The organism is Enhygromyxa salina, from assembly GCF_000737335.2.
GTDB classification, from domain to species: Bacteria; Myxococcota_A; Polyangia; order Nannocystales; family Nannocystaceae; genus Plesiocystis; species Plesiocystis salina_C.
Map to the genome: position 1 here is coordinate 12,733 of NZ_JMCC02000044.1, position 25,406 is coordinate 38,138.

Sequence of the window (25,406 nt, forward strand, 5' to 3'; positions counted from 1 at the left end):
GAAGGTCTACAACTTCTCGATCTTGACCTCGACCTCGGGGTCGGGGCCGACGATCGGGTCGTCCGGGAGCGAGTATTCGTCGGGGTGCATGCCCTTGGGCGTAGCAAGCAGCTTCATCAGGCCGAGCGGGGCCCAGTAGAAGCGATCGAAGCCGACCATGCGCGCCGGCTCGTCGCCGATCAGCGACAGGCCGAAGCCCGCGAGCGCGCCGCGGGGGTCACCGGTCACGCGCGCGGTGATCGTGGCGACGTCGCCAAGGTCCGCGCAGGCCTGGCCGATCGTCAGCATGACATCGTCGGGCGGACCGATCTGCGCGTGGATCCACAGCGCGGCCCTGGCCCAACACAGCGCTTCGCGTCCAGCGTCGACCGCCAGCGCGCTCGCGGCCGGCTCGGGCAGGCGCGCGAGCAGCATGATCCGCCGCAGGTGCAGGTGGACGCCCGTTGACCACTGCCCGCTCACCAGCGCGACCTCGGGCAGCTCGAGGGCCCGCAGCGCGCGACGCTGCGGCTCGATCACGCCAAGGTCGAGCAGCTCGAGCACCAGTTGGCCCTCGCTCAGCGTGGTGTCGCCGAGCATCGCGACGTAGCGGGCGCAGTCGAGCGTGGGCGCGTCGACCTCGGGGATCGCCTCGAGCTCGGTGCGCAGGCGCGACAGGCTGGCCTCGCAGCGAGCGGTGTCGACGGGGCGGGGTTGATCCTGGTCGAGCAAGTCGGCGTCTTGGCCAGCGAGCAAGGCCTCGCGCAGCGCTTGCCAGCGCGCGACGTGACGCTCGATCTCGGCGAACGCGGGCCCCGGCACCAGATCGATCCGCTCTTCCACGGACAGCCGCCGCGTCAGGGCGGCCGCCCCGACGATCGCGGGCAGTCGCTCGACGCTGGCTTCACCGAGCCCGAGCGGCGCGGGCTTGGCGGTCCATTCGTGGGTCTGGCTCGCCTCGGGCAGGGCAGCCGCGAGCTGCTCGAGCCAGGCGCGGTGTTCGTCGCAGGCCGCGGCGAGCTGCTCGAGCCCGAGCCTGATCGGGTCGTGGCCCTCGGCGAGCAGCGGCGCGGCGGCGAGCGTCCTGGCCTGGTGCGCGAGCGCGTCGCTGACGATCGCCGCGCGCGTGACCCCTGCGACCGAGGCCGCGCTCAGCTGGGTCTGCAGGCTCTCGACGTCGAGCGCGAGCGCGGCCGGCAGTGCCTCGCAGGGCCCGTCGCAGGTGTCGTGGATCAATTGGTAGCGCAGCTCGTCGAGCGCAGTGGCGACCGCGTGCAGCCCGACCATCGGATCTTGACGGAGGCGCGGCCGGCGGTAGAGATCGTCGTTGAGCCGCGCGAACGCGAAGCGCATCGTTCGAAGGATCACGACCTCGGCCGCGGGCAGGTAGGACTCGTCGATCTCGTCGACCGTCTGCCGCGCGGCGTCGGCGATCGGCTCGAGCGCGCGCCGCTGGGTTGGCCGCAGCGGAGGACTGCCGGCCGGCGCCAGCCCAGCCTGCCACGCGCTGACGGGGTCTGCGGCGATCAACGCCGCGCGAGCCGAGGGCAGCGCGCGCTCGACCGCCTCGCGGTAGGCCTCGCGCTTGAGCTCGTCGGCCTCGCCCGTGTTGATCGCGGGCGGCTCGACCCGCTGATCGGGCTCGGGCGGATCCTTGCAGCCAAGCAGCGCGAGCGCACATGTGAGCGCGGTGAGGACTCGGCGGGGCACGAGTCCGAGCATAGCTGTTATGAGCCGCGGCCGTTGAGCCGCCCTACCAACCGCCCCAATCACAGACCCGGGGCGGGGAACTCGGTCAGGAACTCGGCGATCTCGGCTCGCATGCGCTCGGCGAACGCGTCGGACACTTGCCCGTCGTTGCTCGCCGCCTCGCTCACGCCCTTGCTGATGAAGCCGGCGATCATCGGCATGTGCTCGGGCCGGAGCCCGCGCGAGGTCACGGCCGCCGCGCCGATCCGCAGGCCCGAGGGATCGAAGGGCTTGCGCCGATCGAAGGGGATCGAGTTGCAGTTGAGCTCGATCCCGCAGCGGTCCAGCGCCTTGGCGCCCACCCGGCCCGAGATGCCCGAGCGGGTGAGATCCACGAGCATCAGGTGGTTGTCGGTCCCGCCCGTGATCAGGTCGAGCCCCGCGCCGACGAGGGCCTCGGCGAGCGCCTGTGCGTTGGCGACCACGGTCGTCGCGTACGCGCGAAAGCTTGGCTGCGCGGCCTCTTTGAACGCGACCGCCATCGCCGCCGTGGTGTGGTTGTGCGGCCCGCCCTGCAGGCCGGGGAACACCGCCTTGTCGATCGCCTTGGCGTGGGCCTTGCGACACATGATCAGCCCACCGCGCGGCCCCCGGAGCGTCTTGTGCGTCGTGCTGGTGACGGCGTCACAGTGGGGGATCGGGCTGGGGTGGGCGCCGCCTGCCACGAGCCCGGCGACGTGTGCGATGTCGGCGGCGAGGTAGGCGTCGACTTCGGCCGCGATCTCGGCGAACGCGGGGAAATCGAGCACGCGCGGGTAGGCCGAGTGTCCAACCCAGATCAATTTGGGACGGTGCTGCTTGGCGAGATCGCGGACCTGATCCATGTCGATCAGGTGGTCATTCTCGCGCACGCCATACTGTACGGCGTTGTAGTAGATGCCCGTCGCGCTGACCTTCCAGCCATGGGTGAGGTGGCCGCCAGCCGGGAGTGACAGCCCCATGATCGTGTCGCCCGGCTCGCACAGCGCGAGCAGCACGGCGAGGTTGGCTGGGGATCCGCTGTAGGGCTGGACGTTGGCGTGCTCGGCCCCAAACAGCGACTTGGCCCGCTCGATCGCCAGGCGCTCGAGCGGATCGATCACCTCCATGCCTTCGTAGTAGCGCTTGCCCGGATAGCCTTCGGCGTACTTGTTGGTCAGGCTGCTCGCGCAGGCTTCGAGCACTGCCTTGGAGGTGTAGTTCTCGCTAGCGATCAAGCGAAGGCTCTCGCGTTGACGCCGATCTTCTTGCAAGATCAGCTCGTTCACCTCGGTATCGGCCACGGCAAGGGACGGATCGCGCTCGGTCATTGGGATGGGTTGTCGACTGAGCCTGGTCCAAAGTCAAAGCCCGCGGTAGCCAGTGATCGTCCGATCGAAGCGGCGCGAATTGGTCCAAAGCACAGTCGCCCGTGTCGTCAGCTCATCGCCGATCCCGCGCAGGATTTTTCCGTACGTTGGGCGACGCCACACACACAGGAAAAAACGTTCAGAGCCGGCCAATGGCTCAGCAACCTGGTACGCTCGGTTGGATGACCTCGGTGCCGCCTAGTGATTCGACGGTCGTGCGTGAGCCGACGGTCGTGACCACGCTACGAGCGCTCGAGGACATGGTGCGCGGGCCAGCCTGTCTGGTCGTGCTGCAGGGCGACAACATCGGTCACACCTACGATCTCGACGCCAACAAGGTGCTCACGATCGGGCGCGGTCGCGACAACCACATCTGCGTCAACCATCGGTCCGTGTCGCGCAACCACGCAGAGATCCACGTCGACGATCGCGGCGCGCAGCTGCGGGATCTTCGGTCTACCAACGGCACCTTTGTCAACGAATCGCAGGTCGGCAACGCGTACCTCCGCGACGGCGATCGCATCAAGGTTGGCCGCACGATCCTCAAGTTTCTCAACGGCAGCGCGGTCGAGGCCGCCTACCACGAGCGGGTCTACACAATGACCCGCTACGACGCGCTGACCGGCGTCTACAACCGGCGCAGCTTCGACGAAAAGATCGAAGACGAGGTCGGGCGGGCGCATCGCTACGAGCGGCCGCTCGCGCTGTTGTTGTTCGACATCGATCACTTCAAGCGCTGCAACGACACCTACGGCCATCGCACTGGCGACTACGTGCTCCGCGAGGTCGCGCAGCTGGTCCAGGGGCGCGCGCGCAAGCACGACTTCGTGGCTCGCTACGGCGGCGAGGAGTTCGCCGTGATGTTGCACGAGTTCGAAGAGCCCGGGCCGCCGCTGTTCGCCGAAGAGATTCGGGCCCTCGTCGAGGGGCACAAGTTCGAGTTCGAGGGCCACGAGATATCCATTACGATCTCGATCGGGTTGGTCGTGTGGAGCGCCGCGTACGAGAACTCGGGGCAGATGATCGAGGCGGCGGACCGCTGCTTGTACGGGGCCAAGGCGGGCGGCCGCAACCGGGTCGTCGCGGCTGACTGACTAGCCGACTGGCTGACTGGCTGACTGGCTGACTGACTGGGTCGTCGTCGCGCCGACCGGTTGTGCTTTCTCGCCATTTCCTGAATCGTTGCGCCGGGAAGCATGAGCGCGACGAAACCAGAGACTTCGCTGCCCGGGGTGAAGCAGTCCACGAAGGCGTCCGCAAGCGGGCGAGAAGCCCTCGCCCGAGCTGAGAACAGCTTAGCGGGAACCGAGCCACCCAGCTTGAAGCTGATGCTCAAGTGGGTCGGCATCGTGTTGGTGTTGGCGGCCGTGTCCGTGGTCGTGGTCGGGCTGTTTTTGCCGCGGCAGTGGCACGTCGAGCGCAGCGTCGAGATCGAGGCCGAGGTCGCGCAGATCCACGCGTTGGTGGCGGACGTCGAGCGCTGGGAAGCCTGGATGTTCGATCCTGCCCAGGCCGAGGCCGGGATGGAGGTGGAGACCCAAGGCGATCCGGGCGGCGTCGGGTCGACGGTCACGTGGTCCGGCAAGGGCAGCAATGGGGCGATGACCTTGGTCGAGGTCAACCCGGAGCAGGGGGTGCGCTGGGATGGGCGGATCGAGACCGATGAGATCAACAACCATGGCTCGATCCGCTACGAGCCGCTCGGCAACGGGCGCGTGCGGGTGACGCTGATCGACGAAGGCACGCTGCCGCCCGTGTTCGGCGGGTACTTCGCGCCGGTCATGAACTCGGCGCTGTCGCAGCACTTCGAGGCCGCGCTCGGGCGGCTCGCGGTCGCGGCCAAGGCTCCCTGATGCTGTTCCCGGTCTGGCGCGAGCTGCTGTGTGACGGCGAGACCCCCGTTGGGGTGTTCGCGCGCCTGCGCGGGTGCTTGGGCAGCCGCTCGCAGCACAGCTTTCTGCTCGAGTCCGTCGTCGGCGGCGAACGCTGGGCCCGCTGGAGCTTCATCGGCGTGGGACACCGGGCGCTGGTTCGGGGCTGGTGGCGCGAGGGGCGGTTGGTCGTCGAGTGCGAGGCGGGACCGGGCTTCGAGCCCACGCTCGACGCGCTGAGCGGGCCGCAAGGCGGCTTTGGTGAGGGCAGCGGGGCGGCGCTGATCGAGGCCTTGCTCGCCCGCTACCGCGGCGGCGTCGATCCAGACGAGCCCGCGAGCGAGGACGAGCTGCCGCGGTTTTGGGGCGGGCTCGTCGGGGTCTGGGGCCACGACATGGTCCGCGATCTCGAGCGGATCCCCATGCCCGCGTGGGCCAGCCCGGAGCAGCTGCCAGCGTTCGAGCTGCTCGTGACCGACACGCTGGTCGTGTTCGACAACCTCTCGCAAAAGGTCCGTGTGTTCGCGACGGCGTGCCCGGCCGAGGACGGGGGCGTGGATCGAGCGCGCGACGCTGCGCGCAGCCGGGTCGACGCCGTGATCCGGGCGCTGCGCCAAGGTCCCACGCTTCAGCCGCGCGGCCTCGATGAGCAGCGCGTCGCTCCGCCGCCCCAGCTGGCGCCCGATTGGATCGGCGCAGGGTTCCCCCAGCGGGTCGAGCAGGCGAAGCAGCATGTCGAGTCGGGCGACGTGTTTCAGGTCGTGCTCAGCCAGCGCTTCGACCAGCCGCGCGCGCGGGACGGGCTGAAGATCGACCCGCTGGATGTCTATCGAATGCTGCGCGTGACCAACCCGGCGCCGTACATGTACTTGCTCGAGCTGCCGTCGGCGAGCTTGGCGGGGGCCTCGCCGGAGGTGTTGGTGCGCGTCGACCCCGGCACCCCGCCCGGCACTACACCCGGCACCCAGCACCAACGCGTCACCGTGCGGCCGCTGGCGGGCACGCGCGGACGTGGCCGCGACAAAGCGGAGGACCAGGCGCTCGAGCGCGAGCTGCTCGCGGATCCCAAGGAGCGGGCCGAGCACTTGATGCTGATCGATCTGGGCCGCAACGACATCGGCCGGATAGCCGCCGCCGGTACGGTCGAGGTCGAGGCTTCGTTCGAGATCGAGCGCTACAGCAAGGTCATGCACATCGTCTCGGAGGTGTCCGGCACCCTCGCGGATGGGTTGACGGTCGTCGACGCGCTGCGTTCTACGTTCCCAGCCGGCACGCTCAGCGGCGCGCCCAAGGTCCGCGCGCTGCAGATCATCGACGAGCTCGAGCCGGCACCGCGCGGCTGGTACGGCGGCGCGGTCGGCTACTTTGGGTTCGACGGTGGCGCCGACTTTGCGATCTGCATCCGCACGGTCGTGCTCACAGACGACAGCGTGCGGGTCCAGGCCGGCGCTGGGATCGTCTACGACTCCGATCCCCACGCCGAGGATGACGAGTGCGCCCGCAAGGCCGCCGCGGTGCTCCGGGCGATCGAGCTGGCCCGGGCCCGCGCGCAGACCGGGGAGCCGACATGAGCGCCAGCTTGCCGGGGGGCCGCCGCTACCGGCCGCCGTCGGGTCGGGTCCGCGAAGCCACGCGGGTGGTGGTGATCGACAACTACGACTCGTTCACCTTCAACCTGGTCCAGTATCTGCTCGAGCTTGGGGCCGTCGTCGACGTGTACCGCAACGACGCGGTCACGGCCGCGCAGGTGCTGGCGGATCGGGCGAGTCACCTGTTGTTGTCGCCGGGACCCGGTCGGCCGCAAGACAGCGGTGTGTGCCAGGATCTGTGCGCGGCGGTGTGCGACCCCAAGCGCCCGCCGCTGCCAACGCTGGGCGTGTGTCTGGGCCACCAGACCCTGTGCGAGGTCCACGGCGCGACCGTCGAGCGGGCCGCGAGGATCATGCATGGCAAGCGCTCGCCCATGATCCACGCGGGCGCGGGCGTGTACGCCGGGCTGCCCTCGCCGTTCGAGGCGACCCGCTACCACAGCCTGATCGTCGATCAGGCCACGCTCCCGGATCAGCTGATCGCCGACGCCCACACCCCCGAGGGTGAGCTGATGGGCGTGCACCACCGCGACCGCCCCGTGTTCGGCGTGCAGTATCACCCCGAGTCGATCCTGACCGAGCACGGCCACCGCCTGCTCGAGAACTTCTTGAACGTGGTTGCCGGTGACCCCAGCTAGCCAAGCGCCGGGATCGGCCATGCGCGCGGGCTTGCGCAGCCTCGCGCGTGGGCATCACCTCAGCACTTCTTCCGCGGCGGCGATCTTTCGCGAGATCATGGCGGGCGCGTGCGAGCCCGCGCAGATCGGCGGCCTGTTGATGGCGCTCGCGCTCAAGGGCGAGACCATGGGGGAGATCAGCGGCGCGGCCGAGGCCATGCGCGAGGCGTCGACGCGGGTCCCGACCACGCGCGAGCGGGTGATCGACGTGTGCGGCACGGGCGGGAGCGGGGTCCCACGGCGCAACGTCTCGACTGCGGTCGCGTTGGCGGTCGCGGCCTGCGAGGTCGCGGTCGCCAAGCATGGCAACCGGGCCGCATCCAGCCGCAGCGGCAGCGCCGACGTGCTCGAGGCGCTCGGCGTCAACGTGGCCGCGGCGCCCGAAGTGGTGGGTCGCTGCGTCGACGAGATCGGGGTGGGCTTCTTGTTCGCGCGGACCTTGCACCCGGCCATGAAGCACGCCGGATCGGTCCGCGCCGCGCTCGGCGTGCCCACGGTGTTCAACCTGTTGGGCCCGCTCACCAACCCCGCGCGGGTCCGTCGGCAGCTGCTGGGGGTGTTCGACCCGTCTCGCTGCCATGATCTGGCGCGGGCGCTGGGCACCCTCGGGAGCGAGCGCGTGTTCGTGGTCCACGGGTTCCGGGCCGGCGTCACGGCGGGCCCAGGCGCCCCGGCGGGGATCGACGATCTCAGCCCCGAGGGGGAGTCGCTGGTCGTCGAGTGGCGCGACGGGGAGCTGCACGAGCATGTTTTGCGGCGCCGCGACGCGGGCCTGGCCGAGCAGCCCCTCAGCGATCTCGCGGGCGGAGACCCGGCGAGCAACGCCGCAGCGCTGCGCCGGCTGTTCGCTGGCGAGGCTGGGGCCTATCGGGATGCCGTGATTCACGCCGGCGCCCTGGCGTTGGTGGTGGCCGGTGACGAGCCGATCTCCACCTTGCCCGAGCAAGCCCGGCGCATCGCAGACGCCCTCGACCACGGCCTCGCAGCCGCCCGGCTCGACGCGCTGATCGAAGCCTCCAGGTCCCCGGCGAGCTAGATTTTCCGCACGTCGTGCCTCCAGCGAAGCCCCCCAGATCTCCGCAGTTCGCTGGCCGCGAAGGGGCTGCAGTCGGCGAAGACTTGGGTTTCTGTGGGGTCCCATGGAAGACCAAACGCGAAGCGGCTGCAGTCGGCGAAGTGCCCGTGGACGTCCGCCGAAGCCACCCGAGCCCCCTCGTAGGGGGCCACACATGCGCCAGCGAACAAACGCCCCCGACGAGCGAAGCGACTGCGGTCGGCGAAGTGACTCGCCCTCTGTGGGGGTCAAAGGAAATCGGCTACGCTGCGCGGGGCGAGCGATGAGCGACCAACCGACCTACCTCGACGAGATCCTGGCGGCCAAGCGGTCCGAGCTGTCGTTGGGGCGGTCCGAGAACGCCAGCCTGCGGCAGATCGAGGCCGAGCTCGCTGGCGCTCCCGAGCCGCTCGACCTGTTGGCCGCGCTCTCAGCCGGGCCGAAGCCGCGGGCGATCGCCGAGTTCAAGCGCCGCTCTCCCAGCGAGGGCCTGCTGCGCGAGAACGCCGATCCACGCCACATTGCGACGCTCTATGTCGACGCTGGCGCGGCCGCGATCAGCGTGCTCACGGATCGTCACTTCGACGGCAGCTTCGAGGATCTTCGCGCGGTTCGGTCCGCGGTCTCGGTCCCGATCTTGTGCAAGGACTTCATCCTCAGCCGCCAGCAGATCGTGCAGGCCCGGCGCGAGGGCGCCGACGCGATCTTGCTGATCGTCGCGGCGCTCGAGCCCCCGCATCTGCGAGATCTGCTCAATTTTGCCCACGATATTGGGTTGCAGGTCCTGGCCGAGGCCCACGGTGACCACGAGGTCGAGCGGGCGATGGCCGCTGGTGCCAAGATCATCGGGCTCAATTCGCGGGATCTGCAGACCTTCGAGGTCGATCTCGATCGCGTGATCCGTCACCGACCCGACGTGCCCAAGGGCTTCTTGTACGTTGGCGAGAGCGGCATCGCCACGCGCCAAGACGTCTCGCGGCTGCGCGCCGCCGGGGTCGACGCGGTGCTGGTTGGCTCGGTGCTGATGAAGGCCGAAGATCCCGGGGCCAAGCTCGCCGAGCTGTTCTCGGTCTGAGGCCAGTCGGGATGGCGGTTGGCCTGAAGATCTGCGGCCTGACCCGCGCCGAGGATCTGCGAGCGTGCGTCGAGCTGGGCGTTGACGCGATCGGGCTCAACCTGTGGCCCTCGTCCAAGCGCTTCGTGGATCCGACGGCCGCAGCCGAATTGCTCGCTGCGGGCGAGCGCGACCTCGACCAACACCCGGCCCCGACCCGGGTGGGCGTGTTCGTTGACGCCGGGCTGGCCGACACCGAGCGTGCGATCGCCTCGCTGGATCTCGATCTGTTGCAGCCGCACGGCGACGCCCCGGTCCAGCCCTACGCCGAGCTCGCGCTGCGCTACGAGATCGGGTGGATCTGGGTGATACGCGGCACGCCTGCGCTCGAGCGCCTGCGGGTGCCCGCGCTGGCGCCAGCCTGGGTGCTCCTCGACGCGGCGGTGCCAGGCTTTGGTGGGGCAGGGCGGCAAACCGACTGGGGGTGGGCGGCCGAGGCCGTGGCCGCGCTCGCGCCCTTGCCCGTGTGGCTCGCTGGCGGGATCACGCCAGACAACGCCGCCCAGGCGATCCCGCGGGTGCAGCCGGCGGGGATCGACGTCGCCAGCGGAGCCGAGCTACCGGGGGCAGCGGGGCACAAGCAACGCGACGCGATCGCGGCGCTGGTCGCCGCCTGCCGGCGGTGAAGCGTCAACCCAACTGGGCCATGTGATAGGTTCTGCCCGGCCCGTGAAACTGCCGCCGTTTGACATCGTCAGCGTCGACCCCTCAGCCGAGCGCGAGCACGAGCAGATGGGGTCAAAGCCCAAATACTGGTTTCGAGTCGATGGTAAAATGTGGCTGTTCAAGCGCTGTCGGCCGGGTACCGGCGAGGACTGGGCGGAGAAGCTCGCCGCAGAGGTCGCTGCCCTGCTTGGGCTGCCGCATGCACGCGTCGAACTCGCCGAAGACGAAGGCGGTCGCGGCAGTGTTTGTTTGGACTTTGCGGGCGGGGGGGACTTGATCCACGGCAACGAGCTGCTGTGGCAGATGGACAGCGGCTACCCCCGGGAGAAGATTTGGCGAGTCTCGGCACACACGGTCGAAAATGTGGTGCATGTGCTCTCGAGCCCAAGCCTCGAAGCGCCCGCCTCCACGGTTCAGCAACTTGGCATGACCGCGGCACAGGTGTTCGTCGGCTATCTCGCCCTAGATGCGCTGATTGGGAATGGCGATCGACATCACGAGAACTGGGGATTGCTCCGGTTTGGAGACCGCGTCGCCCTCGCCCCAACCTACGACCACGCCTCGAGCCTTGGGCGCGAGCTCCGTGATGAGAAGCGACGTGCCTCATTGGTGGGGCACCGGGTTACGTCGTACGCGCAGAGGGCTCGTTCCGCGCTGTACGGGTCCTCATCTGACAGTCGGCCGCTCTCAACGCACGCGGCATTTTGGCAGGCGTCAGCGAGAGTGGAAGGGTCTCGCGCGGCGTGGGTGGCGCGCGTTGCAGGCATCACGCCGCATGCGCTGGATCAGATCATCCAGCGGATTCCTTCCGGGCGTATAAGCCAAGAGGGACGGCAGTTCGCCCGGCGACTCATGCTCGAAAATCAGAGCATGCTTTGCAAAGAACCGGCAGCGTCATGAGCACTCGTCATCCAGACCTCTTCGTCGCTTGGCAGGACACCGTCGAACGGGGCATCTATCCTGTCGCGCGGCTGCGGGTAGAGGACGCAGATCAGCCGATCTACGAGTTTCGCTACATCCAAGGCGCGTTAGAGGCGAAAACGCGCGGTTTTGTCGCGTTCGAGAGCTTCCCGCAGCTGTCTCAGACCTACCGGGGTCACGAGCTGTTTCCGTTCTTCAAGAACCGGGTGATGCCACCGAACCGGCCAGACTACGCCGGATATGTCGCAGAGCTCGGTCTCTCGGTCGAGACGGCAAACCCTCTGTCGCTTTTGGCTCGCAGCGGCGGGGTGCGAGCGACTGACCGTCTGGAGATCTATGCGGCCGCAAGTGACGACGCGAGCGCGAGCGTCTGGTATTTTCTGTTGCGAGGAATTCGCCACCTTCCGCCCTCTGCGGAAGCACGGAGCTCTAGTCTCAAACCGGGCGACTCCTTGTACGTCATGCGAGACGTGCAGAATTCGTACAACCACCGGGCACTCCTGCTGCGCTCGGATGACAACGTCAATCTTGGCTACGTCCCCGATCTGCTGGTTGATGACCTGGCGAGCCTCGATCTCTCGCCCGAGAACTTCAAGGTCACGGTCTCCCAGGTAAATCCCCGGCCGTCGCCGATCGGCCATCGAGTCCTGTGCCACGTCCAGTTGCGCTGGCCCGACGGACGCAAGCCCTTCATGTCCGAACGCTTCGCTCCGTTGGGATAGTTCGCTGCCGGCGGTGAGCCAGTCGACGAAGGCGTCCGCAAGCGGCCGACATCGAAGCCTCCTGGCGCCTTCAATCGCAGCGCTTGCCGAGCCGCCGCGGGTCCGCAAAGCTGCCCGCGATGGCCGACATCCCCCCAGACAGCGACAGCCCAGCCGCGCTCGGCGACTTTGGCCAGTTCGGCGGGCGCTATGTGGCCGAGACTCTGATGCCGGCCGTCGAGCAGCTCGCCCGCGAGTGGCCGCTCGCGTGGGCGGACGAGGCGTTTCGGGCCGACTATTCGCGGATCCTCTCGGAGTACGTGGGCCGGCCTTCGCCGCTGACCCCGGCGCCGCGCCTGGCCGCGGCGATCGGCGGCGGACAGATCTGGCTCAAGCGCGAAGATCTCAACCACACGGGCGCGCACAAGATCAACAACTGCGTCGGCCAGGTGCTGCTCGCCCGGCGGCTCGGCAAGACCCGGATCATCGCCGAGACCGGGGCCGGCCAGCACGGCGTCGCCACGGCCACCGTGTGCGCCTACTTCGGCCTGCCTTGCGTGGTCTACATGGGCGCCGAGGACGTCGCGCGCCAGGCCTTGAACGTGTTCCGCATGCGCTTGCTCGGCGCCGAGGTCCGCCCCGTGCAGGCCGGGTCCGCGACGCTCAAAGACGCGATCAACGAGGCGCTGCGCGACTGGGTCGCCAACGTCGCGGACACGCACTACGTGATTGGATCGGTGATGGGACCCGATCCCTATCCCAGCATGGTCCGCGATCTGCAGCGGGTGATCGGCGACGAAGCGCGGGCGCAGTGCCTCGATCGGATCGGGTCACTGCCCGACGCGGTCGTGGCCTGCGTCGGCGGGGGCTCCAACGCGATCGGGATCTTCGCGGCCTTCATCGATGATCCCGGCGTGCAGCTGATCGGCGTTGAAGCGGCGGGCGAGGGCCTCGACGGCCGCCACGCGGCGACGATGAGCCGCGGTGAGGTCGGCGTCTATCACGGCATGCGCAGCCTGGTGCTGCAAGACGACGACGGGCAGCTGCAAGAAGCCCACTCGATCTCGGCCGGGCTCGACTACCCGGGGATCGGCCCCGAGCACGCGTACCTGCGCGAGCGCGGCCGGGCCCGCTACCTCGCCATCGATGACGAACAGGCGCTCGCGGCGTTGAGCCTGCTGTCGCGCACAGAAGGGATCATCCCCGCGCTCGAGACCGCCCACGCGCTCGCGGCCCTCGAGTCGCTCGTCGCCGAGCTCGGGCCCAAGGCGAAGATCCTCGTCAACCTGTCGGGCCGCGGGGACAAGGACATGCACACGGTCATGGGCCGGCTCGACGCCGAGTCGCTCGCGCTGGTCGAGCGCGCCCGCGCGCACAGCAGCCAGACCAAGCTGGGGGAGGGGACACGATGAGCGCGGTGCAGCCCGGCAGGATCGCCGCCGCGTTCGAGCGCTGTCGCGGACAGGGGCGCGCGGCGCTGGTTGGTTATTTGACTGGCTTCGACCCCGATCACGAGCGCGGCCTCGCCAGCTTGATCGCCGCGTGTGAGGCCGGCGTCGATGTCCTCGAGCTTGGCGTACCGTTCTCCGATCCGACCGCTGACGGGCCCGAGATCCAGTCCGCGATGGTCCGGGCGCTCGCGGCTGGAGCCACCCTCGAGGGGGTGCTCGCCCTCGCCAGCGCCGTGCGCTCGCGCTTCGCCGAGCTCCCGATCGTGCTGTTTTCGTACGCCAACCCGCTGCTGCGTGCGTGCAGTCGCGACGCCGCGGGGGCGCGCGGCTTTTGTCAGCGCCTGCGCGATCTCGGCGTCGACGCGCTGCTGGTCGTGGATCTGCCGCCCGAGCAAGCCTCGATCCTGCGCGCCCCAGCCCGGGCCGCCAACCTCGACTGGATCGGTCTGTGCGCGCCGACCAGCCCGCCAGCGCGGCTCGACAAGATCGTCGAGGCGGCCAGCGGGTTCGTCTACGCCGTGAGCCTGACAGGCGTGACCGGCTCGGCGCTCGACGCCAACAGCCACTCGCTGCGCTCGCAGCTCGAAGACCTTCGTGGTCGCACGCAGCTGCCGATCGCCGTTGGGTTTGGGGTCCGCGAGCCATCCCAAGTTCGGGCCCTCGCCCCGCAAGTGGATGGGGTCGTGGTCGGCAGCGCCTTGGTCAAGGCGGGCCGCTCCGGCCCCGATCCGCTCGCGTCCCTGGTCGCGGACTTGCGCGCGGCCACCAGCAAGGGCTGAGCCCGGGCGCGAGCATGTTGTCGCCCAAACAGACCACGGTGCTGTTGGGCAAGCTGTGTGTGCAGCTGGGTGCTTGCGGCACGCACCGACGCTCGCGAACCGCGCGACCCGACCGCGCTCCACGCTGCGACGGATCACGTTATCCTCGCGGTGCATGCCCGCGTTCTCGAGCGAGGAGGACAAGTCGGCCCTCGTCGCCGCGATCAAAGCAGTCGAGGCGCGGACCAGCGCCGAGCTCGTGATCTGCGTGCGCCGTCAGTCGGCGTCGTACCTTCACGCGGACTTGCTCGCCGGCATCGTCGCCGCCACCGCCACGCTCGCGTGTCTGCTGTATCTCCCGGTCAACTTTGGGCTGCACACCTTCTTGATCGACCCGGTCGTGATTGGCCTCGCGGTGGGTCTGCTGAGCTCGCGCGCGCTCACGCTGCGCCGCTGGCTGACCCGCGGATCCGTGCGCAGCCACAACGTGAGCCAGGCCGCCCACGCCACGTTCTTCGCGAAGGGTATCCGCCGGACCACCGAGGCGATCGGCATCCTGCTCTACATCTCTCGGCTCGAGGGTCGCGCCGAGGTCATCATCGATGACGGCGTCGCGCGGGCGGTCCCCGCGTCGGACTGGCGCGCGGCCGTCGAGGTGATTCAGGGCTTGGTCCGGACCGGCGCCGAGACCCGCGTTGTGTGCAAGGCGATCGTGGCGCTCGCGGACGTGCTGGAACCCTGCTTGCCGCGCAGCGAAGACGACGTCAACGAGCTGTCCGACGAGGTTCACGAATGAGCGGACGCGCAACCAACGACTTGGCGAGGTCGCGTCAGTGGATCTTCGCGCTCGCGCCAATGCTCGTCGTGGCGGCGCTCGTGCTGATCCCGGTCCTCGCCGACGCCCGCCCCGGCGGCGGCCAGACCTACGGCGGGGGCGGGGGCGGCAGCAGCGGAGGGGGCGGTGGTGGCAGCGGCGATGGCGAGCTGTTTGGCCTGCTGCTGTGGATCGCCCTCGAGCACCCCGCGATCGGGGTCCCACTGCTGCTGATCGCCGGGGTCGTCTACGTCGTGTCCAAGCGCGGCGCCGGCCAGGACTGGGACAGCGGCGGTGGCCTCGGCTTCGATCCCGGCCCTCGCCAGCGCGCACCCCAGGCCAAGCTCGCGGATCTGCGCCAGGTCGATCCCGACTTCTCCACGATCTTGTTCGAAGACTTCGTGTATCGGCTCTACGCCAGCGCCCACGAAGCACGCGGCGCGCCAGCCAAGCTGGCTGAGCTCGCGCCCTACCTCGAGCAGCGCGTGCGTGACGGCCTCGTCCAGCGCCAGCCCAGCGGCGTGCCGATCAGCAACGTGGTCGTGGGGGCGATGCGCGTGCTCCGGGTCCAGCTGCCGAGCTGGGACCAGGCGGCGGACGACGGATCTCCGCACGGCCAGCGCCGCAACCCTGCAACCGACGAGCCCGAGTCCGAGGTCGAGCTCGAGTTCGAGGCCAACGTGACGGCTGGCGGCGCGGGCTCGCCCGCCCAAGGCTTCTACCTGTGGGAGCGGTGGGTGCTGCGGCGCCCGATCTCTGTCACCACCCCCGATCCTCAGCGGGCCCGCAGCCTCGCGTGCCCCAACTGCGGCGCCCCGTTTCGCACCGCCGACATGCAGCGCTGCGAGTACTGCCAAGAGGTCGTGACCGACGGCCGGTTCGACTGGCGGGTCATCGCGATCCAAGAGCTCCGCGCCCAGCCCAAGCCGCCCGCGCTAACCAGCGAGATCGGCGAGGCCGGCACCAACCTGCCCACGATCTACGATCCGCACCTGCATCAGGCCTGGACCTCGCTCGCCACCGCCGATCCTGCGCTGGTCCCCGGCGCGATCGAGCAGCGCGTTCAGCTGATCTACCGCGAGCTCAACACCGCCTGGACCGCCCGTGACCTTCGCTCGGCGCGGGGCTTCTTGTCCGACGGCATGGCCGACTACCTGCGCTACTGGGTCGAGGCCTACAAGCGCGAGGGGCTGATCAACAAGCTCGAGCAGATGCGCGTGACAGGCATCCAGCTGGTCAAGATCACCCGCGACCGTTGGTACGACGCCGCGACCTTCCGCGTGTTTGCGACCGGCCGCGACTACACCGTGCGCGACACCGACGGCCAGCACGTCAGCGGCAACCCCCGCCGCGACCGGGCCTACAGCGAGTACTGGACCTTGATCCGCGGAACTGGCGTTCAAGGGGCGCCCCGCGATGATCGAGGCTGCCCCAACTGCGGCGCCCCGCTGGCGATCTCGATGGGGGGCACCTGCGAGCACTGCAGCGCCCACGTCAGCTCCGGCGAGTTCGACTGGGTGCTCAGCAAGATCGAGCAAGACGAGGTCTACGGCGGATGACGAGCGCGCGCGTCGCTGCGGCCCTGGCGATCTTCTGCGTCGCGCTGGGCTGCGAGTTTCAGATCCCCGCGGCGACGTACATCCACCAGACCGCCCTGATCTCGGTTCAGGCCGAGGTCGTCGAGCTTGGCCCGCTCAACCCCGCGCGGGTCGGGCTGCCAAGCGACGCGCCGATCGCCGAGCCGATGCCCCACGATCGCTTCAGCTTCGAGGCGGTCGTCGTCGATCCAGACGGCAACCAGCTGCCCGCCAGCGAGATCGAGAGCATCTGGTTTCAGTGCGGCGTGTTCGGCTGCGAGATCAACGGCAACCTCGACGGCGCCCCGCTGCCCCAGTACCAGCGCCGCTGCGATGAGATCGAGCCCGACGAGTCGATCGAGCAGGGCCCGCTGAGCATGGATGATCGCTGCCGGATCGGCGAAGGCGACGGGCGCTTCGAGTTCGTGGTCCCCGAGCTCGGCCCCATGATGGCCGACAACCGCGTGGCCAACTACTACGGCGTGATCGCGTGGAACGGGCGCAGCGCCGAAGACTGCTGGGACGCCCGGGTCGCCCTCGATGGGTTGTTCGACAACTGCGGCTTCATCATCCGCAGCGTCAAGGTTGGCCCGAGCTGGTGGATGTTGGCCTACGCCAGCGAGGTCTTGGGCATCGAGACGCAGATCCCGGTCTGGCAGATCCCGTTTGCGGTCTACGGCCAGGCCGCCAACCGCACGCCCTCGCCGACCGTCGAGGTGCGGATCGACGGCGCGATCGCGGGCAGCTACCCGGACGTGGCCAGCTTCAGCGTCGCGCCGGGCTCGACGATCGCGCTCGAGGTCAGCTACGACGAGTACGAGCAGTTCGGCCAGACCTACTTTCGCGCCAACCTCGACGCGGAGAACCAAAAATTTTGGTTCGAGCCCGCCGTGGAGCTGCTGGTCGCGGTTCCGCACACGACCAACGCGATCCACTCGACCGCGGACATCGACGCGGATCTGCTGGTGCCGCTCGACTTCGTGGTCGACGAGCTCGCCAAGCCTGGGCGCTCGACGATCTTCTTGGTCCACAACGATGATCGCTATGGCGAGGGGGTGGTCCGGCTCGACTTCGAGGTGCAGCCTTGAGGCGCGCGCGGTGGGTCGGCGCGTGCTGTGGCTTGCTGACCGTGCTCGTGTCGGGGGTGGCGTGGCCAGCTCCGCCCGCGCCGCCAAGTCCGGACGCCCAGCGGGCGGCGCCAGAGCGGGTCACCGTCGAAGGTCGCGTGCTCGAGGCCGGGGGGGCCCGCGCGCCAGTGTCGGGCGCCGTCGTGATGCTCGTGGATGCGCCCGCTGGCGTCCGCCCCGGCAAGCCCGCCCGCGACCCGCTCGACCCCGAGGCCGTCACGTGGATGCTGCGGGCCGAGACCGACGCGGACGGCCTGTTTTCGATCGCCGAGGTCCCGTCTGGATCGCTGCGGGTGGTGATCGTCGCGGGCGGCTACGAGCGCCTCGAGGTCTGGGCCCAGGCGCCGTCCAAGCCCAGCCTCGAGCTGTTCGTGGAGCCCGAGCAAGACGGCGCGTACCGGACCGAGGTCGCCGTCACCCGTGAGCGGCTCGCCCCCCCGGACCACAACCTCAGCGGCGAGCAGGCCCGCCACTACGCGGGCAGCGGCGACGATCCGCTGCTGGCGACCTTGAACTTACCTGGCGTCGCGCGGACCCCCGGCGGGTTTGGGCTGCTGTCGCTGCGCGGCGGCAACCCGACCGACACCGGCTTTTACTTGGACGGGCACCCGATCCCGCGGGCGTTTCACGTGGTCCCGATCGCCAGCGTGATCTCGCCGCCGATGACCGATCGGGTCGAGCTCAGCGCCGGCAACTATGGGCCTGGCTACGGCAGCTTCAGCGGCGGCATGGTCCACGTGTTCAGCAGAGCGGGCCGCCGTGAGGGCGTCCACGGTCAGGCTCACGTCGATCTCTTCGATCTTGGCCTGACGACTGAAGCCCCGGTTGGACCGGGCGCGATGCACTTTGGGTTTCGCCGCAGTCACATTGACGCGGTCGTGCGCGGCGCGGAGGGGGTGATCGGGCAGACCGGGATCCTGCTGCCGACCTACTGGGACTACCTGGGCCGGCTCGACATCCCGGTTCGCCCCAATCACGAGCTGACCTTGCGCGCGCTCGGGGCCGGCGATCGCCTGCGCGCGCGCGGCCCCGATCCCGTCCCCGGACAGACCCCCAACCTGTTCGACTACGGCGCGTCGTTTCACCGCTTCGATCTCGACTACAGGGTCGACGACGGAGACTGGCGGGTGCTCGTGAGCCCCTCGATCCGGCTCGACAGCGCCCGCTTCCAGCAGGACTTCGTGATCCGGCGTGACGCCACGGTGCTCTCGGGTCGGGTCGAGGTCGAGAACGATCTGCAAGAGTGGCTGACGCTGCACCTTGGCACCGACCTGGTCTACGATCGCTGGCGTCGGCGCGAGCGGGTCGCGGCCGAGATCGGCGCCGATATCTCGGACGCCGATCAGGTCACCGTTGACGAGTCGCGCACGGGCCAGCAGGCCCGGTTTGGGATGTGGATCGCAACCACGGCCCGCTACCGCAACTGGTCGTTCGTGCCCTCGCTGCGGCTGAACCTGTTCGCCTACGCGGGTCGGCAGCTGGTCCGCTTTGATCCCCGCTTTGAAGTCCACGCCCAGGTCCACCCCAAGCTCGAGTGGTTCGCCAAGATCGGGATGTTCTCGATCCCGGTCGTCGCGTCCACGGGGGGCGCCAGTGCCAACTTGGTCACCCCCAACGGCAGCTTTCAGGGCGGGGTCGCCGACATTCCGCCGTACCTGCTCGCGTACTTCGATCCGCAGATCGAGGGCGAGCCACGCGATCGCTCGGCCGCGGCGACCTCTGCAGTTCAGGCCTCGACCGGCGTCGTCGCGCAGCTGGGCTGGGATCTGGATCTGCGCGGCACCCTGTTCTGGCGCGAGGTCGTCCCGACCACGATCAACATCGTGTTCCCGACCACGACCTTCGAGCAGCGGACCGCCCGTCAGCGCTCGATGGGCCTCGAGCTGATGCTGCGCCGCGCGCTGGGGCCCAAGCTCGACGGCTGGATTGGCTACACCTTGCTGTGGGCCAGGGTCCAGCGCGACGGCCAAGACTGGATCCCCGCGCAGTTCGACCAGCGCCACAGCCTGGTGCTGTTGCTCAGCGCCGCGCTGCCCCGCAACTTTCGGTTTGGCGGTCGGTTCCGGCTGGTCTCGGGCAACCCCGAGAACACCGTGCTCGGCGGCGAGGCGTCCAACTCGATCGTGGGCTGGTTCTACCGACCGATCCGCGGCGTCCGTGGCACGACCTACCAGCCCGCGTTTCACCAGCTGGATCTGCGCATCGACAAGCGCTGGGTGCTGCGCCGGACCTCGGTCACCGCCTACCTCGACGTGCAAAACGTCTACAACCGCCAGTACCCCGAGGTGTCGCTCTACACCCGCGATTGGTCGCAGCGAGCCTCGCTGATCGGTCTGCCGATCTATCCCAGCCTTGGCGTTCAAGTTGATTTTTGATCCCGGCCCAGCAGCGCGCCGACGCCCGCCCACAACCCAGCGACCGGCGCCATCACCAGCGCGATGCCACCCAGGCCCAAGCCCAGCGCCTTGATCCCGGTGAACGCCCAGCCGGTCAGCGCGTCGCCGCCTCGGTACACGACCGTGTCGATCAGGCTCTTGGCTTTGTAGCGCTGCGATCGATCGACCATGGTGTACAGCACCTCGCGGGCCGGTCGAGACACCGCGTAGCTGGCCACCCGCCGCAGGATCTGAAGCCCCAGCAGCACCAGCAAGACCGGGGCGATCGCCAGGCACGCAAACCCGAGCGCGCACAGCAGCGGCAGCGTGGCCAGCGACCAGCTCAGCCCGATGCGCTGGATCAGTCGCCCGGTGAGCAGGGCTTGGATCGCCAGGGTCAGCGCGTTGACGCTCAGATCCACGCCCGCGAACACGGCGGTGCGGGTGCCCTCGTCGGTGAAGCTCACCGCGACGATCTGCGCCTGCATGAAGTACAGCACCGTCGAGCTCATCGTCAGCAGCAGCACGTACGCGCAGATCCCCAGCAGCAAGGGCGATCGCAAGAGCTCGGGGATCGCCGCGAACGCCCGGCCGCCGATCGGGTCATCGGGCACCGGGTCATCGGGCACCGGGCTGGCCGGAGCTTCGCTTGGCTCCCGGCCCATGCGCCGCATCGCGACCAGCGACAGCTCCAGCAACAACGCGGCGATCAACGGGAGCCAGCTGGGGCTGACCCACAGCGCCACCGCGCCGCCGATCGCTGGCCCGGCGATCGCCCCGATCGATCCGCCCACGCCGATCAGCCCGAACAGCCGCCGGGCGTCCTGGCCCGAGAACAGATCCGCGAGCACCGACCAGAACAGCGAGATCACGAACAGGTTGAACACGCTGGTCCACACGAAGAACACCCGCGCGGTCCAGGTCGCCACCGCATCGCTCTCGCCACCCACGAGTCCGTGCATGACCACGAAGAACCCGAGCAGGTTGAGGGCGAAGAAGCGGTGCACCACCGGGACCAGCCGCGCGCGACCGCAGCGGGCCACGGCCAGCCCGTAGATCGGGACGGCGGCGAGCATGACCAAGAAGGTCGCCGTGAACAGCCAGTGCAGATCATTGACGCCGCCGGCCACCGCCATCGAGTCTCGCAGCGGACGCAGGGCCCCGTTGGCCGTCATCAGCGCGCAAAACCAGGCTCCCGCGGCCAGCACCTTGGCGCCCTCGCCGGGTCGGAGGTCAGCGATCCGTTGCAGCAGCACGATCGCTCGGACCCAGCCAAGGCCCCGCGAGCTTCGGCGCTGCCCACGAAACTTGCTTCGGGCGGAGTGGGTCCACCGGGTTGTGACCTGGTCTCGCCGAAGCATGTTGGTGTCGCTGGCCTCGCTCGGGCTGGTGGGGGTGGGTGGGTGCGAGCAGCCTGGCCCCAGCGCCCAGCCCACAGATCCCAAGCCCCCAGATCCCAAGCAAGCCAGCAAGGCCACCCCGCTGTCGATCTTGGTCCTTGGCGGCACCGGCTTCCTGGGTCCGCACTTCGTCGACCGGGCGCTCGCGCGGGGCCACAGCGTGACGCTGTTCAACCGGGGCAAGACCAACCCGCACCTGTACCCGGAGCTCGAGCAGCTGCGAGGTGATCGCCGCGAGGGGGATCTGAGCGCGCTCGAGGGCCGCCGCTTCGACGCCGTGATCGACACCTCCGGCTACCTGCCCGCCGAGGTCACCGCCACTGCTTCGCTGCTAGCGAGCAGCGGCCACTACCTGTTCATCTCCAGCGTCTCGGTCTACCGCGATCAGCACCGGGCCAACCTCGCCGAGACCGACCCGCTCGCACCCCACCCCGAGCCCGGCAACGACAAGCTCCCGGACTTCTACGGCCCCCTCAAGGCCCTGTGCGAGCAGGCGGCCGAAGCCGCGATGCCCGGCAAGACCACCGTCATTCGGCCAGGGTTGATCGTCGGCCCGGGCGATCCGACGGATCGCTTCACCTACTGGCCCGTCCGGCTCGCCCGCGGTGGCGAGATGATCGCCCCTGGGGATCCAGACGACCCGGTCCAGCTGATCGACGCCCGCGACCTGGCCGCGTTCATGCTCGCGTGTGTCGAGCGTCGCCTGTTCAACACCTACAACGCGGTTGGCCCAGCCAAGCGACTCAGCGTCCAGGCCATGCTCAGCGCCGGGATCACGGCGCTCGCCGCCACCGCCAGCTTGACGTGGATCCCCGCTGACTTCCTTGCCACCCACGAGGTGCGCCCGTGGACGGACATGCCCGTGTGGGTCCCCCCAACCGACCCTGAATTCGGCGGCCTCGGCAGCGTCAACGGCTCCGCCGCCGTGGCCGACGGCCTGAGCTTTCGCCCGCTCGAACAGACGATGACCGACACCCTGGTTTACTGGAACGAGCTCCCCGCAGACCGCCGCGCGGAGCCCTATGCCGGCCTCGCGGCCGAGCGCGAAGCCGAGGTCCTCGCCGCCTGGCACGAAAGGCTGAGTGGCTAGTGAGGCTTGGGTGCGGGGGTCGATGTGATGATGGGCAGCGCGCACGACCCGTGAGGGTCCCTCCGGGCACGGAGGGCTCAAGACGCTAATTTGCGTTGTCATGGATCGCTGTCGAGGAGGTTGGGCTGTGGCTTCGGTGATGCACTCGCAACGCCCTCTTATTGTGCCCGGAGAGACCCTCACGGGTCTTCTGTGCGCTTCTCGTCGTTCGAGACGGCAGCTACGCGCTCGGGATCGGGCAGTTCTTGGTCAACCACCGCTCCACTCGAGCGGGCGAGTTTCCACGCCTGCCGGCATTCGGAAATCCCATCGGCGCTCGGACGCGCGCTGTCGCTGCACCTGCTCGACCACTCGAGAGCGTTCGATCGGCCACCGCAAGCATCGAGTGGAACCAACGCAACCAACATTGTTGGACCCCAAGACGTCCCTCGATCCCGAGCGCGTAGCCGCCGTTTCGAGCAACGAGAAGCGCACAAGAGACCCGTGAGGGTCTCTCCGGGCACAATAAGAGGGCGTTGCGAGTGCGCCACCGAAGCCACAGCCCGACCTCGCCAACAGCGATCCATGACAACGCAAATTAGCGTCTTGAGCCCTCCGTGCCCGGAGGGACCCTCACGGGTCGTGCGCGCTGCCCGATCAGCACGTCGAACCCCGCAGACCCCAAAAGCACACTCGGCCCCCGACTCGTGCGGCCTCTGTCGCTCACCATAGGGCTAGGGCTCGAGGAGTTGATCGAGCCAGCCCGCGAAGGCCTCTGTCGCGACAAACTCCTGGGCCTGCTCGCTCAAGGCCCGCTGCAGCGTGGGCCGCCAAGCCGCCTCGAGCCCCGAGCCATCCAGAAATTCCCGCGCGCTGACGTGCCCGTGCTCGCGGATCAGCTCCGTCAAGATCTCCGCGACCTGATCCCCAAGCCCCCGCCACGCCGCCAGCGCTTGCAAGATCGCCGCGACGTCGGCCGCGAACGCCTTGGGCGGATACTTGTGGCGCTCTGCGATCAGCTTGTCGATCGGCAGCCCGAGCAGCGCATGCAGCACGTCGATCCGCCAGCTGACAAACTCGGGCACGAACGCCTCGGAGCTGACCCGCTCGACCATCATGTCGATCGTCACCCCAAGGATGTCATCGACGAAGCTCTGGACCTTGGGCTCGAGCTGCCGCTCGAGCTCGCCGCCAACCGCCGAGGCCACGCCCTTCGCAACCCCTGCCAGCCGCGACGCCAACCCGCCACCGGGGAGCTTCGACACCGCCGACGTGTCCGGCATGATCGAGCGCATCCGGTTGCCAAACTCCAGCAGGTTGGCCTGCAGGATCTCGCGCATGATCATGCGCATCGAGGGGTGGTCGAGCAGCGTGCGGGCCAGCTCGCGATCGGGCTGGTAAGGCCGCCCCAACGCCTGCTCGAGCGGGCCCAGCAAGGTCACTGGCAGCTTGTCGCCAAGCGCACCCTCGAGCCCGTCGACCCGGGCCAGGGCCTGCTCGACGCGGGTCTCGACCCAGCGCTCGAACTCCTGCGAGCGAGCGGAGGCGCGGATCCCATCGCTGATCGCCTTGGCCAGCCACTGGTGGTCGATCAGCTCCGCGATTGGCCGGGCGAGCACGTGGTCGAGGCCCAGCTCGATCAGGGCGTCGACGCGCTGCGGCTCCTCGCGCAGGCGGGCCAGGACTTGCTGGCTTGACGCGCTCATGTGGACTCCAGCTCCGATCCGTCGGCCGCCTCGCCAGCCAGCAGCGCCTCGCGGTGAATCGCCCCATACACGATCCCCGCGCCCATGAACGACAACGCGACCGCCAGCATGTACTCCGGGAATACCCGCATGAAGCCAAACACGTAGCACAGCGCCAGGTTGACCGCGGTGAACAGCTTGAACGCGCGCCCGGTGTCGTGGCCAAGCTTGGGGATCACCAGGTTCGAGACCATCAGCAGCGCGAGCACCAGCGCGAATACGGGCAAGAGCCCGAGCAGCCAGTCGAGCTGGTGTTTCAGGCCGATCAACAACGACAGCGCCAGCACGCCGCCCGCGAAGGTTGACGCGGTGCCAAAGAACACCGGGGGGCCGCCCTCGTCGTCGAGCACGTTGAACTTGGCCAAGCGCAGGGCGGCGCAGACGACGAACAGCGCCAACATGCCAAACATGACGTGCATGCTGACCTGGTCGAGCGCGCCGTCGCCGAGCCAACCCGTGTACAGCTGCGGGCGGGCGCGCATCAGCAGCAAGATCGTGCCGGCGGGCGCGACCCCAAACACCACGAGGTCGGCCAGGCTGTCGAGCTGCGCGCCGAACTTGCTGCTCGCGCCCAGCAGCCGGGCCACGGTGCCGTCGAGCTTGTCGAGCAGCACGCTCCAGATCGTGAACCACCCCGCGAGCTCGAACTCACCCTCGCTGGCGACGACCAGCACCACCAGCCCGAACACGAGGCTCAGCGACGTCACGGCGTTCGGGATGACGTAGCGCCAGGTCGCAACCCCGGCGCTGGCCGAGCCGGAAGCCGGGTCGGAGGCCGAGCCGGAGGATTGTTTGGCAGCCATCAGCGGGGCATTAACACCACATCCCCCGACCGAGGCAAGCTCGACGGGGGATGCGGGGGGAGGAGGGGAGAGGGGAGGCGCAGGAAGAGGAGGCGGGAGCGGCGGGGCTCAGTCGATCTCGAAGGCGAGGCTGATCGACTCGCGCATGCTGTCGCCGATCGCGACGTCGAAGTCGAAGTTCCACACGCCGTCGTCGGTGAGCACCACGTTCTCGATGCGGTACTGGCCATCGCCGATGTAGGTCACGACGGGCTCGGTCTGCATGGCCTCGTCACTGGTCGGCATCCACGCGTCGATGTTGACGCGGGCGCCGGGGATGCCCTGGCCGGGGGCGTCGGCGTGGACCGGATCATGGAAGCCAAGCCGCAGGACCAGGTCGTTGCGGCCGACTTGGATGTTCCCGGAGTCACTCCACAACATCACGCGGAACGCGCCTTGGTCGCTGTCCCAGGCCATGCCGTCCTCGAAGTTGGCCACGGCGCGGGTCTGGACGTCGTCGCCGGCTTCGCTGTCACAAGCCGTGAGGGGGCAGAGCAGGGCGAGGGCGAGGAGCGTGGACTTGATGTGCGACATGAGGGTGACCGATGTGTGCGGTGTAGGTGGTGTAGGTGCGTGTCCCCAAAGGACATTCATAGGAA

22 protein-coding genes are annotated in these 25,406 nt (G+C 69.0%); 16 read left to right on the plus strand and 6 right to left on the minus strand.

All coding sequences use genetic code 11. The features are described from left to right. Nucleotides 1-6: 6 nt before the first annotated feature. Nucleotides 7-1,689 carry a hypothetical protein gene (locus DB30_RS17840; RefSeq protein WP_146659412.1) on the minus strand — a complete coding sequence of 561 codons (1,683 nt, stop codon included), beginning with the start codon at nt 1,687-1,689 and terminating at the stop codon, nt 7-9. A 59-nt stretch (nt 1,690-1,748) separates the two neighbouring features. After that, nucleotides 1,749-3,017 (minus strand): serine hydroxymethyltransferase, encoded by a 1,269-nt coding sequence (locus DB30_RS17845; RefSeq protein ID WP_052550492.1) that lies wholly within the window; start codon nt 3,015-3,017, stop codon nt 1,749-1,751. A gap of 272 nt (nt 3,018-3,289) precedes the next feature. On the opposite strand from DB30_RS17845, the gene DB30_RS17850 reads away from it, so the two are divergent. The 15 genes from DB30_RS17850 (at nt 3,290) to DB30_RS17920 (ending at nt 19,751) form a co-directional block, all read left to right on the plus strand. Beyond that, nucleotides 3,290-4,150 carry a GGDEF domain-containing protein gene (locus DB30_RS17850; protein WP_240480263.1) on the plus strand — a complete coding sequence of 287 codons (861 nt, stop codon included), beginning with the start codon at nt 3,290-3,292 and terminating at the stop codon, nt 4,148-4,150. Nucleotides 4,151-4,384: 234 nt separating this feature from the next. Beyond that, nucleotides 4,385-4,909, plus strand: coding sequence for an SRPBCC family protein (locus DB30_RS17855; protein WP_165703826.1), 525 nt, complete (start codon nt 4,385-4,387; stop codon nt 4,907-4,909). Beyond that, the gene (locus tag DB30_RS17860) at nt 4,909-6,498 is read left to right on the plus strand and encodes an anthranilate synthase component I family protein (protein WP_052550496.1); all 1,590 of its coding nucleotides are present in this window, start codon (nt 4,909-4,911) and stop codon (nt 6,496-6,498) included. Before DB30_RS17855 ends, DB30_RS17860 begins: the two co-directional genes overlap by 1 nt. Next, entirely contained in the window at nt 6,495-7,154 is a 660-nt protein-coding gene (locus DB30_RS17865) for an anthranilate synthase component II (RefSeq protein WP_146659417.1), read from the plus strand. The genes DB30_RS17860 and DB30_RS17865 overlap by 4 nt, the downstream gene beginning before the upstream one ends. A gap of 19 nt (nt 7,155-7,173) precedes the next feature. Beyond that, nucleotides 7,174-8,229 (plus strand): anthranilate phosphoribosyltransferase, encoded by a 1,056-nt coding sequence (gene trpD / locus DB30_RS17870; protein WP_052550499.1) that lies wholly within the window; start codon nt 7,174-7,176, stop codon nt 8,227-8,229. Between the two features lie 301 nt (nt 8,230-8,530). Next, a complete protein-coding gene (gene trpC, locus DB30_RS17875) occupies nt 8,531-9,322 on the plus strand; it encodes an indole-3-glycerol phosphate synthase TrpC (RefSeq protein WP_052550503.1) in 792 nt (263 codons plus the stop codon). A gap of 11 nt (nt 9,323-9,333) precedes the next feature. Continuing rightward, nucleotides 9,334-9,987, plus strand: coding sequence for a phosphoribosylanthranilate isomerase (locus tag DB30_RS17880; protein WP_052550505.1), 654 nt, complete (start codon nt 9,334-9,336; stop codon nt 9,985-9,987). Nucleotides 9,988-10,030: 43 nt separating this feature from the next. Next, nucleotides 10,031-10,927, plus strand: coding sequence for a HipA domain-containing protein (locus DB30_RS17885; RefSeq protein WP_052550507.1), 897 nt, complete (start codon nt 10,031-10,033; stop codon nt 10,925-10,927). Next, complete coding sequence (locus DB30_RS17890) at nt 10,924-11,670, plus strand: hypothetical protein (RefSeq protein ID WP_052550510.1); 747 nt, start codon at nt 10,924-10,926, stop codon at nt 11,668-11,670. Before DB30_RS17885 ends, DB30_RS17890 begins: the two co-directional genes overlap by 4 nt. Before the next feature lie 119 nt (nt 11,671-11,789). Further along, on the plus strand, nt 11,790-13,061 hold the full coding sequence (gene trpB / locus DB30_RS17895) for a tryptophan synthase subunit beta (RefSeq protein WP_052550624.1): 1,272 nt from the start codon (nt 11,790-11,792) through the stop codon (nt 13,059-13,061). Continuing rightward, nucleotides 13,058-13,879, plus strand: a complete 822-nt coding sequence (gene trpA / locus DB30_RS17900; RefSeq protein ID WP_052550511.1) for a tryptophan synthase subunit alpha — start codon at nt 13,058-13,060, stop codon at nt 13,877-13,879. Before trpB ends, trpA begins: the two co-directional genes overlap by 4 nt. A 154-nt stretch (nt 13,880-14,033) precedes the next feature. Continuing rightward, nucleotides 14,034-14,654 carry a hypothetical protein gene (locus DB30_RS17905; RefSeq protein WP_052550514.1) on the plus strand — a complete coding sequence of 207 codons (621 nt, stop codon included), beginning with the start codon at nt 14,034-14,036 and terminating at the stop codon, nt 14,652-14,654. After that, nucleotides 14,651-16,231 (plus strand): TIM44-like domain-containing protein, encoded by a 1,581-nt coding sequence (locus DB30_RS17910; RefSeq protein WP_052550516.1) that lies wholly within the window; start codon nt 14,651-14,653, stop codon nt 16,229-16,231. The genes DB30_RS17905 and DB30_RS17910 overlap by 4 nt, the downstream gene beginning before the upstream one ends. Next, on the plus strand, nt 16,228-17,337 hold the full coding sequence (locus DB30_RS17915) for a hypothetical protein (RefSeq protein ID WP_052550518.1): 1,110 nt from the start codon (nt 16,228-16,230) through the stop codon (nt 17,335-17,337). Before DB30_RS17910 ends, DB30_RS17915 begins: the two co-directional genes overlap by 4 nt. Next, a complete protein-coding gene (locus tag DB30_RS17920) occupies nt 17,334-19,751 on the plus strand; it encodes a TonB-dependent receptor (RefSeq protein WP_052550520.1) in 2,418 nt (805 codons plus the stop codon). The genes DB30_RS17915 and DB30_RS17920 overlap by 4 nt, the downstream gene beginning before the upstream one ends. On the opposite strand, the gene DB30_RS17925 is transcribed toward DB30_RS17920, so the two are convergent. Continuing rightward, nucleotides 19,736-21,112 carry an NTP/NDP exchange transporter gene (locus tag DB30_RS17925; protein ID WP_052550521.1) on the minus strand — a complete coding sequence of 459 codons (1,377 nt, stop codon included), beginning with the start codon at nt 21,110-21,112 and terminating at the stop codon, nt 19,736-19,738. The two genes, DB30_RS17920 and DB30_RS17925, sit on opposite strands and share 16 nt — an antisense overlap. Between DB30_RS17925 and DB30_RS17930 the strand changes: the two genes are divergently transcribed. Then, nucleotides 21,111-22,241 carry an NAD-dependent epimerase/dehydratase family protein gene (locus DB30_RS17930; protein WP_165703827.1) on the plus strand — a complete coding sequence of 377 codons (1,131 nt, stop codon included), beginning with the start codon at nt 21,111-21,113 and terminating at the stop codon, nt 22,239-22,241. The two genes, DB30_RS17925 and DB30_RS17930, sit on opposite strands and share 2 nt — an antisense overlap. A gap of 713 nt (nt 22,242-22,954) precedes the next feature. Here DB30_RS17930 and DB30_RS17935 read toward each other — a convergent pair. From DB30_RS17935 to DB30_RS17945, 3 genes are all read right to left on the minus strand, one after another. Beyond that, nucleotides 22,955-23,926: a hypothetical protein gene (locus DB30_RS17935; protein WP_052550524.1), complete on the minus strand. Its 972-nt coding sequence runs from the start codon at nt 23,924-23,926 to the stop codon at nt 22,955-22,957. Beyond that, on the minus strand, nt 23,923-24,768 hold the full coding sequence (locus DB30_RS17940; protein WP_052550526.1) for a CDP-alcohol phosphatidyltransferase family protein: 846 nt from the start codon (nt 24,766-24,768) through the stop codon (nt 23,923-23,925). Before DB30_RS17940 ends, DB30_RS17935 begins: the two co-directional genes overlap by 4 nt. Nucleotides 24,769-24,876: 108 nt before the next feature. Beyond that, nucleotides 24,877-25,341, minus strand: coding sequence for a FixH family protein (locus DB30_RS17945; protein ID WP_052550529.1), 465 nt, complete (start codon nt 25,339-25,341; stop codon nt 24,877-24,879). Between the last annotated feature and the right edge of the window lie 65 nt (nt 25,342-25,406).